Here is a 14,728-nt window from a genome sequence, read left to right as displayed (position 1 = left end):
CGGGTCGGTCCAGGGGATCGCCGGATACCCCGCCGGTGCGCCCGGCGGCAGGCTCGGGACATGACATCGACACCGCAGACCGCCCTCCCCCCGACCCCCCGCCGCGAGCTCCGCCGCGCCCGGTCCGGCGCGATGCTCGGCGGCGTCAGCGCCGGCCTTGCCGACTACACCGGCGTCGACACGGTGCTGTGGCGCGTCCTGTTCGTCGCGCTGACCCTCGCCGGCGGCGCCGGGATCGTCCTCTACGCCGCCCTGTGGGTGCTGACGCCGCCGGTGCCCCTGGCTCCGGGCGAGCAGCCGCGACGGGTCGACGAGGCGGTCGAGCGCCTCTCCGGCCGGCTCGGCGGGACGCCCCGCTGACCGTCCCCCGGGCACCCTCCGGCCCGGCGCTCAGCCGGGCGGGAAAAGCCGGGCCAGCTGGACGCGTGAGCGCAGGCCCCGCTTGCGGTAGACGCCGCTCAGGTGGTGCTCCACGGTCTTCGGACTGAGGAACAGCTCCGCGGCGATCTCGCGGTTGGAGGCGCCGCCGGCCGCCAGCGCGGCGATCCGCACCTCCTGCGGGGTCAGCGGCTCGTCCGGCAGCGGCCGGCGTGGCCGCGCGGTCCGCCCGGTGGCCCGCAGCTCCTCCTCCGCCCGCCGGGCCCAGGCCGTCAGCTCCATCGCCGCGAACGCGTCGGCGGCCGCGGCGAGCTCCTCGCGGGCGGCCACCCGGCGGCCGGCCCGGCGCAGCCGCTCGCCGAGCAGCAGCCGGGTGTGCGGCTCCTCGAACCGGTCGGGCCCGGCGGCGTGCGCGGCCAGCGCGTCCCGGAACAGGGCGACCGCCGCGTCGTCGTCGGGGCAGGTCAGGGCGCGGCAGCGGGTCACGAGCGCCGCGGTGGCCGGGGAGGGGGAGCGCGACACGGCGGCGTAGTCGGCGGCGAGCCCGGCGGCCTCGGCCCGCCGCCCGAGCCCCGTCCACGCCTCCACCAGCAGCGGCGCCACCCCGAGCGGCTCGCCGAGCGCGCCGCTGCCGCCGTCGGCGGCCAGCCGCTCCTCCAGCAGCCGCGCCGTCGTGACGAGGTCCCCGCGGCACAGCGCGCAGGCGGCGGCGGACAGGGCGAGGTGTGCGGCGACGCCGGCCGTCCCGGCCCGGACGACGAGCGCGCGGGCCCGCCCGAGGTGCCGCTCGGCGTCGTCGTGCCGTCCGCGGGCGGCGTACTCCCAGGCGAGCAGCTCGTGCGCCGGCGCGGCGTCCGCGACGTACCCCAGCTGCCCGGCGAGCTCGACGGACTCCCCGGCGTCGGCGAAGGCGCCCGCGTGGTCGCCGAGCAGCTGCACCCGGCCGTGCGCGGTCATCGCCAGCACCGCGACCAGGACCCCGAGCGCCCCTGCGGCCCGCGCCTCGCGCACCCGCCGCTCGACCACCGGCACGAGCGTCAGGGGGTCGGCGACCCACCCGACGGCCAGCACCAGCAGGGGGAGCAGCCGGGCCTCCGCGCGCAGCCCGGCCGTGTCCTCCATCGTGCGCACCGACCGCTGCAGCAGCGCCCGGCCGGCGTCGGGGTCCCCGCCGGACACCGCGGCGAGCCCGGCGACCCACGCGGCGAGCGCGCGCTGCAGCGGGTCGGCGTCGTCCGCGACGGCGACCGCGCGCCGGGCCGCCGCCCGGATGCCGGCGACGTCGCCCAGCCGGTGCCCGACGACGGCGAGGTCGGTGAGCGCCCAGATCGCGGTGCGGCCCTCCGCGAGCCCGGCCGCGGCCTCGAGCAGGTCGCGGGCGGCGGGCACCGAGCCGGTGTCCTGCTCGACCCGGCCGAGCACGGCCAGCACCTCGCCGCGGACGGCCGGGACGGCCGGGCCCCGCAGGACGGCGTCCCCCAGGGAGCGGGCGCGCGCCGCGTCCCCGCCGAGCGCCGCGTCCCGGACGGCCCCGGCGAGCAGCGCGGCGGCGCGGGCGGCGTCGCCGGTGAGCGCGGCGGCCCGCTCCAGGGCGGCCGAGGAGGCGGCGAAGCCGCGGCGCTCCCGCGCCCGGCCGGCCACGGCCGCGAGCTCGCCGGCCAGGGCCTCGTCGGGGCCGGTGGTGGCCAGCGCCCGGTGCCAGGTGCGGGCGACCTCGTCGCCGTCGGGAGTGGCCTCGGCGAGCAGCCGGTGCGCGCGGCGCCGCTCCGCCGGGGAGGCCCGGCCCCACGCGAGGCCGCGCAGCAGCGGGTGCCGCAGATCGAGCACCCCGCCGGACCGCACGAGGACGCCGCGCCGCTCGGCCTCGTCGAGGGCCGCGTCGGCGTCCAGCCCCGCCCGGGCCAGGGCGGCGGCCACCGTGGCGGCGCGGCCGTCCTGGGAGGCGGCCACCAGCAGCACCGCCTGCCGCGCGCCCGCGGGCAGTGCGGCCAGTTCGGGCCCGAACGCGCCGGAGAGCCCCGGGCCGGCCGGCAGCTCGGCGGGCAGCGGCTCCGCACCGGACCGCTGTGCCGGGGACAGCGCCGCGGCCACCTCCCGCAGCGCGAGCGGGTTGCCGCCGAGCCGGGCGGCGAGCCGGCGGGCGACCGGCCCGGCGACGGTGCCGGCCAGCAGGTCCGGGACGGCGGCGGGGTCGAGGTCGGTCAGGCGCAGGACGTCGTCGCCGGCGACGGGCTCCGGCCCGGGGCGCCGGGTGACGACGACGGCGACCCGGTCGGCGTGCATCCGGCGCGCGGCGAACAGGACGGCCCCGGCCGACTGCGGATCGGCCCACTGGAGGTCGTCGACGGTCACCAGCAGCGGGGCCTCCGCGGCGGCCGCGGCGAGCAGCGACAGGGTGCCCGCGGCGACGAGGTGCCGGTCGCCCGGGACGCCGGCCGGGCCCCAGCCGAGGGCGGCGGCCAGCGCGGCCGCCTGGCCGGCCGGGACCTCCCCGAGCAGCGGCCGCAGCGGCGTCAGCAGCTCGCCGAGGACGGCGTGCGGCAGCGCCGCGTCGGACTCGATGCCGCGGGCGGAGACCCGGCCGAAGCCCGTCGCTCGGGCGGTCGCGGAGCGCAGCAGGGCGGTCTTGCCGACGCCGGGCCCGCCCTCGACCACGAGCAGCCCGGCGCGGCCCGAGCGGGCGCCGTCCAGGAGCCGGTCGAGGCGGCCGACCTCCGCCGCGCGGCCCACGAGGTCGGGGGTTCTCCCCGACGCGACCGCTCGCCCGCCGGCCGCACGCTCGTCCGGCAGGAGACCCTCGGGAGGACGCCATGACCACGACACCGGGCCGGACCCTATCGCCGCTCACGCTGCAGCTGAGGTGTCTCGCGCGCCTGTTCGGGGCGCCGCTGTACCCGCTGCCGCGGCCGCCGCGGGGGTCCCGGTGACCGCCCCCGCCGTCGACCACCTGACCCTCACGGTGACCGACCTCGACGCGAGCCAGCACTTCTACGGCGAGCTGCTCGGCCTGCTCCGGCTGGCCGACTTCGGGACCGTGCGGGTGCTCGTCCACCCCGCCACCGGCTTCACGCTGTCGCTGGCCCTCAACGGGGGAGCGGGCGGCCGCTTCGACGAGCGGCGCACCGGCCTCGACCACGTCGGCCTCGCCTGCGGCTCCCTGGCGGAGCTGCGGGCGCGGGAGGCGCAGCTGGCGGCCATGGGCGCGACGTACACGCCGATCCGGGAGATGCCCTTCGGCTGGCACCTCAACCTGCGCGACCCCGACGGCATCGCGCTGGAGTTCACCGTGCCGAACGCGGTGCTCGCCGCGGCGTACGCGGAGCTGCGGGAGCCCGGGCTGACGCAGGAGCGGCTCGACGTCCGGGCGCGCGAGGTGCTGGCCGCCGCCGGTGTCGACACCGGTGTCGACACCGGGGTCGACACCGCCGGTCTCGACGCGGTCGCAGGGTGAGCGCCGTCACCCGATCGGGTCGCCGTCGTTGAGCACGGCGTCGTCGTCCCCCGGCCCCGATGGAGTGGTCCGCTTGCGCCGCCTGATCGCCGTCCTGTTCGCCGCCCTCGCCGGCGTCGTCCTCCTGGTCCCGCCCGCGGCGGCCGCCCCGCCGCCGCGCGAGCCCCTCGACTACGTCGCCCTGGGCGACTCCTACAGCGCGGCCTCCGGGGTCCTGCCGCCGGACCCCACCGCCGCGCCGCAGTGCCTGCGGTCGACCCGCAACTACCCGCACGTGCTGGCGCAGGCGATCGGCGCCCGGCTGACCGACGTCACCTGCGGCGGCGCCGACACGAACGACTACTTCGAGGCGCAGCACCCGGGCGTGCCGCCGCAGCTGGAGGCGCTGTCGGCGGAGACCGACCTGGTCACCATGACCATCGGCGGCAACGACAGCGGCGTGTTCATCCAGTCGATCCTGCGCTGCTCCGCCGCCGGGCTGCTCACGCTCGGCCAGGGCAGCCCCTGCCGCGACACCTACGGCAGCTCCTTCGAGGACACGGTGCGCTCCACCACCTACCCGGCGCTGGTGCGGGCGCTGACCGCGGTGCGCGAGGCGGCCCCGCGGGCGCGGGTGGCGATCCTCGGCTACCCGTGGATCCTCCCGGCCTCCGGCGGCTGCTTCGACCGCATGCAGGTGGCCACCGGCGACGTCCCGTACCTGCGCTCGCTGCAGGCGACCCTCAACGACGCCGTCGCGCGCGCGGCGCGCGAGACCGGCGTGACCTTCGTCGACCTCGCGCAGGTCTCCGAGGGCCGGGACGCGTGCGCGCCGCTGGGCGTGCGCTGGGTGGAGCCGGTGCTGCAGGGCACCAACGCGGTGATCGTGCACCCCAACGCCCTCGGCGAGGCCGGCATGGCGGCCCGGGCGCAGGAGGTGCTGCGGCTGCGCTGACCCGGGTCGGCCGGGACCCCGTCCGGGGTCAGCGCCGCGGGAGGGCCAGGGCCGCCACGAGCCCGGCGGCCACGACCGCGGTGCTGACCCCGAACGCCACCTGGTAGGAGGCGAGGTCGGTCAGCCAGCCGGCCACCAGCGGCCCGGCGACGGCGCCCAGGTCGGCCGACATCTGGAACACCGCCACCACCCGGCCGCCGCGGGCGGGGCTCACGTCACCCACCAGCGCCGCCGGCACGCTGGCCAGCAGCGCCGCGGCCAGGCCGTAGGTGGCCATCGAGAGCAGGAAGACGCCGGTCTGCGGGGGCAGCACCAGCAGCGCCAGCGCCGCGGTGCCGGTGGCCGACCCGAGCAGCAGCGCCGGCCGCCGTCCCCAGGTGTCGGCCAGCCGGCCCGAGCGCAGCAGCGCCAGCGCCTGTGCCGCCGAGCCCGCCAGCAGGCCCGCCCCGGCCCAGGCGGCGCCGCGGCCCAGCTCCTCGGTCACGTACAGCGGCACCAGCGAGTTGCGCACCCCGAACAGCACCCAGCCGACGCCGAGGTTGGCGACCAGCGCCGCCACGTAGGCCCGCGAGCGCAGCGCCGCGCGCAGCGGCAGGGCGTCCGGCGCGGTCGGATCGGGAGCCGGGGCGGGCGCGCCGGCCGGGGCGCGGAGCAGGACGAGCGCGACGGCGCCGGCCACCAGCAGGGCCGCCGCGTAGAGGAAGAACGGCAGCCGCGGCGACACCTCGGTGAGCAGCCCGCCGGCCGCCGGCCCCGCGATGCCGCCGAGGATGAAGCCGCCCTGGTAGGTGGCGGCGGCGCGGCCGCGGTGGGTCGGCGGCGCCACCCGCAGCAGCAGCGCCAGCGCCGCGACGGTGAACATCGCGCTGCCCACCCCGCCCGCGGCGCGCAGCACGAGGAACACCGGGAACGACGTCGCCAGGCCCGCCGCGCCGGTGGTCAGCGCGACGATCGCCAGGCCGGACGCCAGCACCACCCGCTCGCCGAGCCGCTCGACCAGCGACCCGCCGCCGAACGCCGAGACGAAGCGGAAGAAGGCGAAGGCGCTCACCGCGAGCCCGACGGCCGTCGTCCCCACGCCGAAGGCGCGGGTGAACAGCGGGATCGCCGGGGCGACGATGCCGAACCCCAGCGCCACGACGAACGCGACGACGGCCAGCACGCCCACCTCGCGCGGCAGCGCCGCGTCCCCCCGTCCCCGCACCGGGCGATGCTCGCAGGCGCCCGTGCGGGGAGACTCCCCGGGCATGGGGACCGGAGCGCGGGCCAAGCCGCTGCGCGACGTCGTCGCCCCCGGCCTCGACGTCCTGTTCTGCGGGATCAACCCGTCGCTGCTGTCGGCCGAGCGGGGCCACCACTTCGCCCGGCCGGGCAACCGGTTCTGGCCGGCGCTGCACCTGGCCGGGCTCACGCCGCGGCGGCTGGCGCCGGAGGAGGACGGCGAGCTGCCGCGGTACGGCCTCGGCGTCACCAACCTCGCCGACCGGCCCACCCGCACCGCCGCCGAGCTCACGCCCGAGGAGCTCCGCGACGGGCTGCGGTCGCTCACCGCCCTGGTGGCGGAGTACCGGCCACGGGTGCTGGCGGTCCTCGGCGTCACCGCCTGGCGGCTGGCCACCGGCCGCCCGCGCGCCGGGTGGGGCCGGCAGGAGGAGTCGCTGGCGGGGGCGCAGACCTGGGTGCTGCCCAACCCCAGCGGCCTCAACGCCCACCACCAGCTGCCCGACCTCGCCCGGCTCTACGCCGGGCTGCGCCCGTGACTCAGACGGTCGCGCCCGCCAGCCGGCCGACCAGCGCCACCGCGCCGCCCGCGTCCAGCGCCGCGCCCTCGGCCTGCGCGGCCACCAGGTCGTCGGCCGGCAGCGCCGCCTGGGTGGCGGCCACGTAGCGCTGCCCGTCCATCGGGTCCATCCGCAGCGGGTCGTAGCCGACCAGCCGGGCGTTGGCCTGCACCGCGCCGAGCAGCACCCCGCCGGCCCACGCGTCGCCGGACGCCGTGGCCGCGCCGACCGCGGCGAGCAGCCCCGCCAGGGTGCCGGTGACGTCACCCTCGCGGTGGGTCAGGTCGACCATCCGCCACAGGTCGGCCAGCGCCTCGTCCGCGCGGCCGGCGTCGGTGAGCACCTTCGCCCGGATCCACAGCACCGACGAGTGCGCCCACGAATGACCCAGCCCCAGCGCGAGCTGCTCGGCCCGGCCGAGGTGCTCCAGCGCGCCCGGGACGTCCCCGGCCACGCGGGAGAACTGGCCGAGCGTCATCGCGATCTCGGCCTGCACCCACTCGATGCCCGACGCCTGCGCGAGCTCGAGGCCGCGGGCGATGTCCTTGGGCGTCTCCCCGTCGGGGTCGGCCTGGCCGAGCAGGGCCCGCACGAAGCCGCGCAGCACCAGCGCGAGCGCCAGCACGCCGTCGGACCCGTCGTCGGCGACGTCGACGATCTCGTTGGTGCGCGCCCAGATCGAGGCGACGTCCCCGGACAGGTAGGCCAGCAGCGCGTCGCCGAGCAGCGCGCCGCTGCGCACGGACGCCGGCGCGCCCGGGGTCGCGTCCAGGGCGGCGGCCAGCCAGCGGCGGCCCTCGGCCACGTGCCCGCGGCGGTACCACCACCACGACAGCGCCGACCCGATCCGCAGCGCGGCCTCGCCCTGCCCGGTGGCCAGCGCGTGCCCGAGCGCGGCGCGCAGGGCGGGCTGCTCGGCGTCGAGCCGGCGGGCGCTGGCGGTCCACTCGGGACGGCGCAGCGTGGGCTCGAGCCGCTCGGTCAGGTCGACGGCGAAGCGGGTGAGCCGGTCGCGCAGCCGCCGGCCGGAGGCGTCGTCGAGGCCCTGCTCGGCGTACTGGCGCAGCGTCTCGAGCATCCGGTAACGCCCGGCGCCGTGGTCGAGCTCCACCAGCGACTTGGCCACCAGCACCCGCAGCAGCTCCAGCGCGCCGCCGTCGACCTCGGGACCGGCCACGGCCTCGACCAGGTCGGGCCCGAACGTGCCCGGCAGCACCGCGACGGCGCGGTAGACGGCGAGCTCGGGCGGGGAGAGCAGGTCGACGCTCCACTGCACGGTGGCAGCGAGCGTGCGCTGGTGCGGCACCGCGGTGCGCCAGCCACCGGACAGCAGGGCGAACCGGTCGTCGACGCGGCCGGCCACCTCCGCCAGCGGCAGCGTGGTCAGGCAGGCGGCGGCCAGCTCGACGGCCAGCGGCAGCCCGTCCAGGGCGGCCACCAGCTCGCGGACCTGCCGCAGGTCGTCCTCCGACGGGTCGGCCAGGTGCGGGGCGACCAGCCGGGCGCGGTCGAGGAACAGCTGCTCGGCGTCGCTCCCCGGGGCGCCGGCCGGCATGGGCCCGCAGGGCAGCACCGCCTCGCCGGGCAGGCCCAGCGGCTCCCGCGAGGTGGCCAGCACCCGCAGCTCGGGGCAGCGCGGCAGCAGCTCCGCGCAGGCGGTCGCCGCCGCCTCCACCACGTGCTCGCAGTTGTCGAGGACCAGCAGCAGCGGCCGGTCCTGCAGCGCGGTGGCGACCGCGCCGAGCGGGTCGCCGCCGGCGAGGGTGACCCCGAGGACGCCGGCCACCTGCGCGGCCACCAGGTCGGGGTCGGTGACGCCGGCCAGCTCCACCAGCACCGCCGGCGGCGCCCCGGCGGGGCGGCGGCGGGCGGCCTCCAGCGCCAGCCGCGTCTTGCCGCTGCCACCGGGTCCGACGAGCGTGACCAGCCGCGGGCCGGCCAGCGCGGCGCCGAGCTGCGCGAGCTCGCGCTCCCGGCCGACGAACGCCGTCAGCGGGACCGGCAGCGGCGGCAGCGGGCGGGCGGCGGGCCGCTCGGGGGCCGGTGCGGGCTCCGCGGCCGCGGCGGGCGCCGGCCGGACCGTGCCCGACCCGGCCAGCGCCGGGTCCTGCCGGAGGATCTGCGCGTAGAGCGACTGGAGCGGCCGGCCGGGGTCGACGCCGAGGCCGTCGGCGAGCAGCCGCCGTCCCTCCTCGTAGACCTCCAGCGCCTCCGCCTGCCGGCCGCAGCGGTACAGCGCCAGCATCAGTGAGCCGCGCAGGCCCTCGCGCAGCGGCTCGGCGCGCAGCAGCTCCCGGACGTCGTCGACGATCTCGGCGTGCCGGCCCAGCCGCAGGTCCAGCTCGGCGGCGAGCTCGCGGGCGGCCAGCCGCAGCTGCTCCAGCCGCTCGGACTCCTCGGCGGCGAACGTCGCCGACACGTCGGCGTAGGCCGGGCCCCGCCACAGCGCCAGGCCCTCGGTGACCGCCTCGCGGGCGGCCGCCGGCTCGTCGCGGGCGGCGAGGTCGCGGGCGGTGCGCAGGAGCTGCACGAACCGGACGGCGTCGACGTCCTCCGGCGCCACCTCCAGCCGGTAGCCGGGCTCCCGGGTGACCAGCACCGTCCAGCGGCCGCCGGTCACGTCGGGCTCGAGCTCGCGGCGCAGCCGGGACACGATCGACTGCAGCGTCGCCGACACCGCGGCGGGCGGGTTGCCGCTCCACACCCGGTCGACGAGCAGGTCCACCGGCACCGTGCGGCCGGGGTCGAGGAGCAGCGCGGCGAGCACCGCCCGGTGCTTGGGGGACTGGGGGGCGAGGAGGGAGCCGTCGCGCCGGACCTCCACGGGGCCGAGCACGCGGAACGAGGTCGCGGACATCGCGGCGCAGCCTAGGTTCCGGAACCCGCGCGTGGTGCCCTCCGCTGCGTCCCTCGTCCGTTCCGTGACCTCCGGGTCCGCGCCCGTGAGCAGGCACCCAAGCGCGCACCAAGGACACACCAAGGACGGCGGCCGACGCTCTCCCCGCACCGCACCCCTGCACCCTGGAGAGACAGTGACGTCCGCGACCGCCGCCCCGCCCGCCCTGCCGCCCGACCTGACCGCGACGCTGCGCTCCCGCCTGTCGCACGGCGCCCGGCTGACCGAGGGGGCCGGCGCCGCCGGCGCGATGGTCCAGGCCGCCGAGGTGTCCGACGTCGTCGCCGCCGTGCGGCTGGCCGGCCGGCACGGGGTGGCGCTCGCCGTCCGGGGGCCCGGCCGGTCCGGCGGGCCGGGCGCAGCCGGGAGGCCCGGCCGTCCCGGCGGGCCGGCGCGGCGGCTGACCGTCGATCCCGACCGGCTCGCGCAGGTCACCGTCTCCCCGGCCGGCTGGGCCCGGGTGGGGGCGGGGGTGAGCTGGCGCGAGCTCGCCGGTGAGGCCGGCCGGCACGGCCTCACGCCGCTGACCGGTGGCTCGGCCTCCGAGCGGGTGGCGGACACGGTCACCGGCGGCGGCGTCGGCCCGCTCGCGCGCACGTACGGGCTGGCCGCCGACCGCGTCCGCGCCGTCGAGGTGGTCACCGGCGACGGCGCGCTGCGCCGGGTGACGCCGGACGACGAGCCGGAGCTGTTCTGGGGCCTGCGCGGCGGCGGTGCGGCGCTGGGCGTGGTCACCGCCGTCGAGCTGGACCTGCTCGCCGCGGGGCCGCGCTACGGCGGGCAGCTGCGCTGGGCGCCCGGGGACGCCGCGCGGGTGCTCGACGCCTGGCGCGCCTGGACCGCGACGCTGCCCGCGCAGGCCGGCACCTCGCTGGTGCTGTCCCGGCCGCGGCAGGGGGAGGGCGGCGTGGCCGTGCGCTTCGCCTGGGCGGGGGACCCGGAGGACGGCGTCGCCGTGCTCGACGGGCTGCTCGGCCCGCTGGCCGCCGGGGGCCGGCCGCTGGACTCCGAGATCGCGCCGCGTGGCCCGGCCGGGCTGGCCACGCCGCAGCAGGTGACGGACCCCGGCTCCTCGCTGCTGGCTGACCGGCTGCCCGACGACGGCGCCGGCGCCGTGCTGCGGGCGGTGCGCGGCAGCCGCCCCCGCACGGTGGAGCTGCGGCTGCTCGGCGGTGCGCTCGGGTGGGTGCCCGAGCGGCCGAGCGCGGTCTGCCACCGCGACTCGCGGCTGGCGGTGCTCGTGACCGGCGGCGCCGGCAGCGAGGACCGCGCGGCCACCCGCGCCTGCACCGACGACGTCGCGGCCGCGTTCGGCGCCGACCTCGGCGGCCGGGAGCCCGCGCACGGCTTCGCCGCGGTGCCCGACGTGCTGGCCCGGACGCCGACGCCCGCCGTCCGGGATCGGCTCGCCGCACTGGCCGCCGGCGCCGATCCGCACCGGGTGCTGGAGGGCGCGGCGCCGCGCTGACGCCGGCGGCTCGGGCGGCCGGCCGCCGCCGGGTCAGGCGGCGGGTCAGGCGGTGGCGGTCGTCGCCAGCAGGCGGCGCAGCGCCTCGTCGAAGTAGTCCTCGTACAGCTCCCGCACGAGGTCCATCCGGTCCTCGGCGACGGCGGCCTCGACCCGCCGGGCGTAGTGCTCGTGCAGTTCGGTCAGCGACGTGTCCACGGGGTCTCCTGGGAGGTGGGCTCGCCTCCAGTGTCCGGCCGCGGGCGCGGTCGGTGCCGCATGCGGGGCTGCTCGCTCCGTCACACCCGCCCTCACCCGGCCTCGCACCGTGGTGCCCGACCTCGCCCCGCAGCGCGAGGTCGGGCACCGCGCGGCGAGGTCGGGGGAGTGCGACGGGCCTCCCGCCGGCGGGACCGCGCGTGGCAGGGTGGGCGCCCCCGGACAGCGCCGTCCGTCCCGACCGCACCCCGAGGAGACAGGCGTGGACCGCGAGAGCTACGGCACCGACGGCACCGACCCCGAGGAGGCCACCGGTCTGCTCGAGCGGGAGGACACGCTGGAGGACGGCGACGACCCGCTCGACACCGGCTGGTCCCCGCCCGAGCGGCCCTGGGGCGTGCAGGAGTGGGGCACCACCGACCGCGAGGAGGCCTCCGGCGAGGGCCTCGACGGCCGGCTCGCCCGCGAGCTGCCCGACGGCTCCGGTGACGACGACGGTGACGAGCTCGGCGACCTGGCCGGCGGCGACGGCGAGCTGCGCGACGACGAGGTGGGCGACGCCCGCGCCGGCCGGCTGGCCGACCTCGACGACGACGGCGTGGTCGACGGCGAGGACGAGCTCCTGGCTGACGACCTCGGCATCGACGGCGGCGCGGCATCCGCCGAGGAGGCCGCCGTCCACGTGGTGCGCGGCGACCGCTAGCCCGGCGGCCGGGTGAGGCGGGCGGCGAGGACCTCCTCGGCCAGTACCGCCTGCCCGGTGGTGCCGCGGCCGAGCTCCCGGCCCGCCGCGTCCTCCGCCCGGCAGGCGCAGGTGATCCGGTTGCCCTCCACCGCGGTGCACGTGGCGGTCACCCGCACCCGGTCGCCGGGCCAGGCCGGCGCCAGGTGCTCCACCGACACCGCCGTGCCGACCGCCGCCTCGCCCGGCTCCAGGTGACGCAGCAGGAGCACCCGGCCGGCCTCCTCGAAGTGCTTCGCCATGGAGTACGTGGCGTAGACGGGGTGCACCGGGCCCAGCCGGTCGAAGTCGACCGTCATCGCCCCGGTGACGACGACGTCGAGCACGGCGACGTCGCCGACGGCGGGCGGCCGCACGGCGTCAGGCGTCGAAGTCGACGGTGACGGCGTCGGAACGCGGCAGCGTCTGGCACGTGAGCACGTACCCGGCCTCGACCTCGCGCGGCTCCAGCGCGTAGTTGCGCCGCATCTCCACCTCGCCGTCGGTGACCCGCGCGCGGCAGGTGCCGCACACGCCGCCCTTGCAGGCGAACGGCAGGTCCGAGCGCACCCGCTGGGCGGAGTCGAGCACGGTCTCCTCCCGCGGCAGCGCCAGCGTCGTGGACCGCCCGTCGAGGACGACGGTCACCTGGCTGCTCGGCCCCTCGACCGTCTGGTCGTCGCCGCGCACCGGCTCCGGCGGGACGTCGTCGACGAAGAACAGCTCCTGGTGCACCCGCTCGGCCGGGACGCCGAGCTCGGCCAGCAGCGCGCGGGCGTCGGTGACCATCCCGTGCGGCCCGCACAGCCACCAGTGGTCCACCCGCTCCACCTCGACCAGGTTCGACACCAGGCTGCGCAGCCGGTCGCCGTCGAGCCGGCCGCTGGTCAGCTCGGCGTCGCGCGGCTCGCGGGAGAGCACGTGCACCAGCTGCAGCCGGGGGCCGTGGGCGTCCTTCAGGTCGGCGAGCTCGTCGGCGAACATGACGGTGTTGGTGCGGCGGTTGCCGTAGAAGACGGTGACGGTCGACTCGCCGTCGCGCAGCACCGTGCTCGCCAGCGACAGCGCGGGCGTGATGCCGGAGCCGGCGACGACGAAGACGTGGTCGGCCGGCGTCGACAGGTCGGCGGTGAAGGTCCCCGACGGCGGCAGCACCTCGATGGCGTCGCCGGGGCGCACCTCGTGCACCAGCCAGGAGGAGAAGAAGCCGCCGGGCACCTCCCGGACGCCGACCCGCGGCGCGGCGCCCACCGGCGCGCAGATGGAGTAGGAGCGGCGCTCGTCGCGGTCGCCGTCCACCCGCCGGAGCGTCAGCGCCTGCCCGGGCCGGAAGGCGTAGTCCTCGGCCAGCTCGGCGGGCACGTCGAAGGTGACGGCGACGGCGTCGTCGGTGAGCCGCTCGACGCCGGCGACGGTCAGCGGGTGGAACTGCGGCCGGCGGCGCGGGGGCGCGCTCATCAGATCTCCTTCACGTGCTCGAACGGCTCCCGGCAGCTGCGGCAGCGGCGCAGCGCCTTGCACGCCGTCGCCCCGAACTCGCTGATCTGCTCGGTGTCGGCCGACCCGCACAGCGGGCAGGACGCCGTCCGGCGGGGAGGCCCGAGCTGCAGCGGCACGGGCCCGGCGGTGCGCTCGGGGGCGGGGCCCGGCGGGGCGATGCCGGCCTCGGCGAGCTTGCGGCGGCCGTCGTCGCTGATCCAGTCGGTGGACCAGGCCGGCGACAGGACGGTGCGCACCTCGACGTCGTCGAACCCGGCCGAGTGCAGCGCGTGCAGCAGGTCGGCGCGCATGACGCCCATCGCCGGGCAGCCGGAGTAGGTGGGGGTGATGTCGACGACGACGGTGCCGTCGTGCACCCGGACGTCGCGGAGCACGCCCAGGTCGGCGAGCGTCAGCGCCGGCAGCTCGGGGTCGGTGACGGTCTCCGCGACGGCGCGCGGGTCGGCGATCACGGCGCTCACCAGGTCGCCGCCGGGTGCTGGCGCGCCAGGCCCTGGAGCGTGGCGAGCAGCGCCGTCAGCTCCTCGCCGTGCCGCCCCTCCCGGCCGCGCGGGGCGACGTCGTCCGGCCACGGCGGCACGGTCAGGGTGGCGCGCTCCAGCACGGTGGTGAGCACCTCGCGCACCTCGTCGCGGACGGCGGCCGGGTCGACGGCGACGCCCGCGGCGACCAGCCGGGCCTCGACGTCGGTGGCGGTGAACAGGTCGGCCATCAGCGGCCACACCGCGGCGACGCCGTCCTGCGCGCGGCGGTGCGACTCGGGCGTGCCGTCGCCCAGGCGCAGCACCCAGCGGGCGGCGTGGTCGCGGTGGTAGGCCAGCTCGTGCACGCCCTTGGCGGCGATGGCCGCGAGCACCGGGTCGCGGGACTCCCGCAGCCGGGCGAACACGGCCAGCCGCACGGTGGACGCGACCAGCAGCCGCACCATCGTCCGCGCGAAGTCGCCGTTCTCCGCCTCGACCAGGCCGGTGTTGCGGAACTCGTCGGCGTCGCGGAAGTAGGCGAGCGCGTCCTCGTCGGGGATCGACGCCGTCGCCAGCGACCGGGAGCGGCCGAGGACGCCGACCGAGCCCGCGCGGGCCAGCAGCAGCCGGGCCTGGCCGAGCAGGTCCAGGCCGGTGTTGCCGAGGGCGACCTCCTCCTCGAGCTCCGGCGCGTTGGTCATCCACTGCGTGAGCCGCTGCGCGAGCACGAGGGCGTCGTCGCCGAGCATCAGGCAGTAGACGCCGAGGTCGGCGGGGTCGACGCCGTCGGGGACGGTGGTGTCGACGCCGGCCAGCGGCTCGTCGAAGCCGGTGCCGAACGCCCAGTGCCCGGCGTCGTCGTGCGCGTTGGTCAGCGCGTCGTAGACGGTCTCCTCGTGCATGCCTGCCCTCCCTGGGGCCATTAGCGCTACAAAGG

The 14,728-nt window shown here is 78.8% G+C and carries 14 protein-coding genes; 6 read left to right on the top strand and 8 right to left on the bottom strand.

Translation table 11 applies throughout. From position 1 onward, the window contains the following. Positions 1–60: 60 nt before the first annotated feature. On the top strand, positions 61–360 hold the full coding sequence (locus tag BUE37_RS09915; protein ID WP_073420035.1) for a PspC domain-containing protein: 300 nt from the start codon (positions 61–63) through the stop codon (positions 358–360). A gap of 30 nt (positions 361–390) precedes the next feature. Here the strand turns inward: BUE37_RS09915 and BUE37_RS09910 are convergent, their stop codons facing one another. Further along, positions 391–3,108: a LuxR family transcriptional regulator gene (locus BUE37_RS09910; protein WP_175562834.1), complete on the bottom strand. Its 2,718-nt coding sequence runs from the start codon at positions 3,106–3,108 to the stop codon at positions 391–393. Between the two features lie 193 nt (positions 3,109–3,301). Here BUE37_RS09910 and BUE37_RS23780 point away from each other — a divergent pair, with 193 nt between their 5' ends. Both BUE37_RS23780 and BUE37_RS09900 read left to right on the top strand, forming a co-directional pair. Beyond that, positions 3,302–3,829 carry a VOC family protein gene (locus BUE37_RS23780; RefSeq protein WP_073420034.1) on the top strand — a complete coding sequence of 176 codons (528 nt, stop codon included), beginning with the start codon at positions 3,302–3,304 and terminating at the stop codon, positions 3,827–3,829. A 73-nt stretch (positions 3,830–3,902) separates the two neighbouring features. Then, complete coding sequence (locus BUE37_RS09900; protein ID WP_073420700.1) at positions 3,903–4,763, top strand: SGNH/GDSL hydrolase family protein; 861 nt, start codon at positions 3,903–3,905, stop codon at positions 4,761–4,763. A gap of 28 nt (positions 4,764–4,791) precedes the next feature. Here BUE37_RS09900 and BUE37_RS09895 read toward each other — a convergent pair whose 3' ends face one another. Next, positions 4,792–5,967 carry an MFS transporter gene (locus tag BUE37_RS09895; protein ID WP_073420033.1) on the bottom strand — a complete coding sequence of 392 codons (1,176 nt, stop codon included), beginning with the start codon at positions 5,965–5,967 and terminating at the stop codon, positions 4,792–4,794. A gap of 43 nt (positions 5,968–6,010) precedes the next feature. Here BUE37_RS09895 and mug point away from each other — a divergent pair, with 43 nt between their 5' ends. After that, positions 6,011–6,523 carry a G/U mismatch-specific DNA glycosylase gene (mug, locus tag BUE37_RS09890; protein WP_073420032.1) on the top strand — a complete coding sequence of 171 codons (513 nt, stop codon included), beginning with the start codon at positions 6,011–6,013 and terminating at the stop codon, positions 6,521–6,523. A 1-nt stretch (position 6,524) separates the two neighbouring features. Here mug and BUE37_RS09885 read toward each other — a convergent pair whose 3' ends face one another. Next, entirely contained in the window at positions 6,525–9,401 is a 2,877-nt protein-coding gene (locus BUE37_RS09885) for an AfsR/SARP family transcriptional regulator (protein WP_073420031.1), read from the bottom strand. 175 nt (positions 9,402–9,576) lie between these two features. Here BUE37_RS09885 and BUE37_RS09880 point away from each other — a divergent pair, with 175 nt between their 5' ends. After that, positions 9,577–10,908, top strand: coding sequence for an FAD-binding oxidoreductase (locus BUE37_RS09880; RefSeq protein ID WP_073420030.1), 1,332 nt, complete (start codon positions 9,577–9,579; stop codon positions 10,906–10,908). Between the two features lie 45 nt (positions 10,909–10,953). On the opposite strand, the gene BUE37_RS23775 is transcribed toward BUE37_RS09880, so the two are convergent. After that, positions 10,954–11,106, bottom strand: coding sequence for a hypothetical protein (locus tag BUE37_RS23775; protein ID WP_175562833.1), 153 nt, complete (start codon positions 11,104–11,106; stop codon positions 10,954–10,956). 262 nt (positions 11,107–11,368) lie between these two features. On the opposite strand from BUE37_RS23775, the gene BUE37_RS09875 reads away from it, so the two are divergent. Next, positions 11,369–11,809, top strand: a complete 441-nt coding sequence (locus BUE37_RS09875) for a DUF5709 domain-containing protein (RefSeq protein WP_073420029.1) — start codon at positions 11,369–11,371, stop codon at positions 11,807–11,809. Here BUE37_RS09875 and BUE37_RS09870 read toward each other — a convergent pair. Genes BUE37_RS09870 through paaC form a run of 4 tightly spaced genes read right to left on the bottom strand, consistent with a single transcriptional unit; the run spans position 11,806 to position 14,693 of the window. Continuing rightward, positions 11,806–12,204: a thioesterase family protein gene (locus BUE37_RS09870; RefSeq protein WP_073420028.1), complete on the bottom strand. Its 399-nt coding sequence runs from the start codon at positions 12,202–12,204 to the stop codon at positions 11,806–11,808. The genes BUE37_RS09875 and BUE37_RS09870 overlap by 4 nt on opposite strands. Before the next feature lie 4 nt (positions 12,205–12,208). Then, complete coding sequence (paaE, locus tag BUE37_RS09865) at positions 12,209–13,285, bottom strand: 1,2-phenylacetyl-CoA epoxidase subunit PaaE (protein ID WP_073420027.1); 1,077 nt, start codon at positions 13,283–13,285, stop codon at positions 12,209–12,211. Further along, the gene (paaD, locus tag BUE37_RS09860) at positions 13,285–13,788 is read right to left on the bottom strand and encodes a 1,2-phenylacetyl-CoA epoxidase subunit PaaD (protein WP_083628525.1); all 504 of its coding nucleotides are present in this window, start codon (positions 13,786–13,788) and stop codon (positions 13,285–13,287) included. The genes paaE and paaD overlap by 1 nt, the downstream gene beginning before the upstream one ends. Continuing rightward, on the bottom strand, positions 13,785–14,693 hold the full coding sequence (gene paaC, locus BUE37_RS09855) for a 1,2-phenylacetyl-CoA epoxidase subunit PaaC (RefSeq protein WP_073420026.1): 909 nt from the start codon (positions 14,691–14,693) through the stop codon (positions 13,785–13,787). The genes paaD and paaC overlap by 4 nt, the downstream gene beginning before the upstream one ends. Positions 14,694–14,728 lie beyond the last annotated feature (35 nt).

The organism is Geodermatophilus nigrescens, assembly GCF_900129495.1.
Classification (GTDB): Bacteria; Actinomycetota; Actinomycetes; order Mycobacteriales; family Geodermatophilaceae; genus Geodermatophilus; species Geodermatophilus nigrescens.
This window is presented reverse-complemented; position numbering and strand designations above follow the sequence as displayed.

Bases quoted from the DNA above. Each gene is read 5' to 3' on its own strand.
- mug (WP_073420032.1), top strand. From the start codon at position 6,011: ATGGGGACCGGAGCGCGGGCCAAGCCGCTGCGCGACGTCGTCGCCCCC.
- BUE37_RS09885 (WP_073420031.1), bottom strand. From the start codon at position 9,401: ATGTCCGCGACCTCGTTCCGCGTGCTCGGCCCCGTGGAGGTCCGGCGC.
- paaC (WP_073420026.1), bottom strand. From the start codon at position 14,693: ATGCACGAGGAGACCGTCTACGACGCGCTGACCAACGCGCACGACGAC.
- paaE (WP_073420027.1), bottom strand. From the start codon at position 13,285: ATGAGCGCGCCCCCGCGCCGCCGGCCGCAGTTCCACCCGCTGACCGTC.
- BUE37_RS09915 (WP_073420035.1), top strand. From the start codon at position 61: ATGACATCGACACCGCAGACCGCCCTCCCCCCGACCCCCCGCCGCGAG.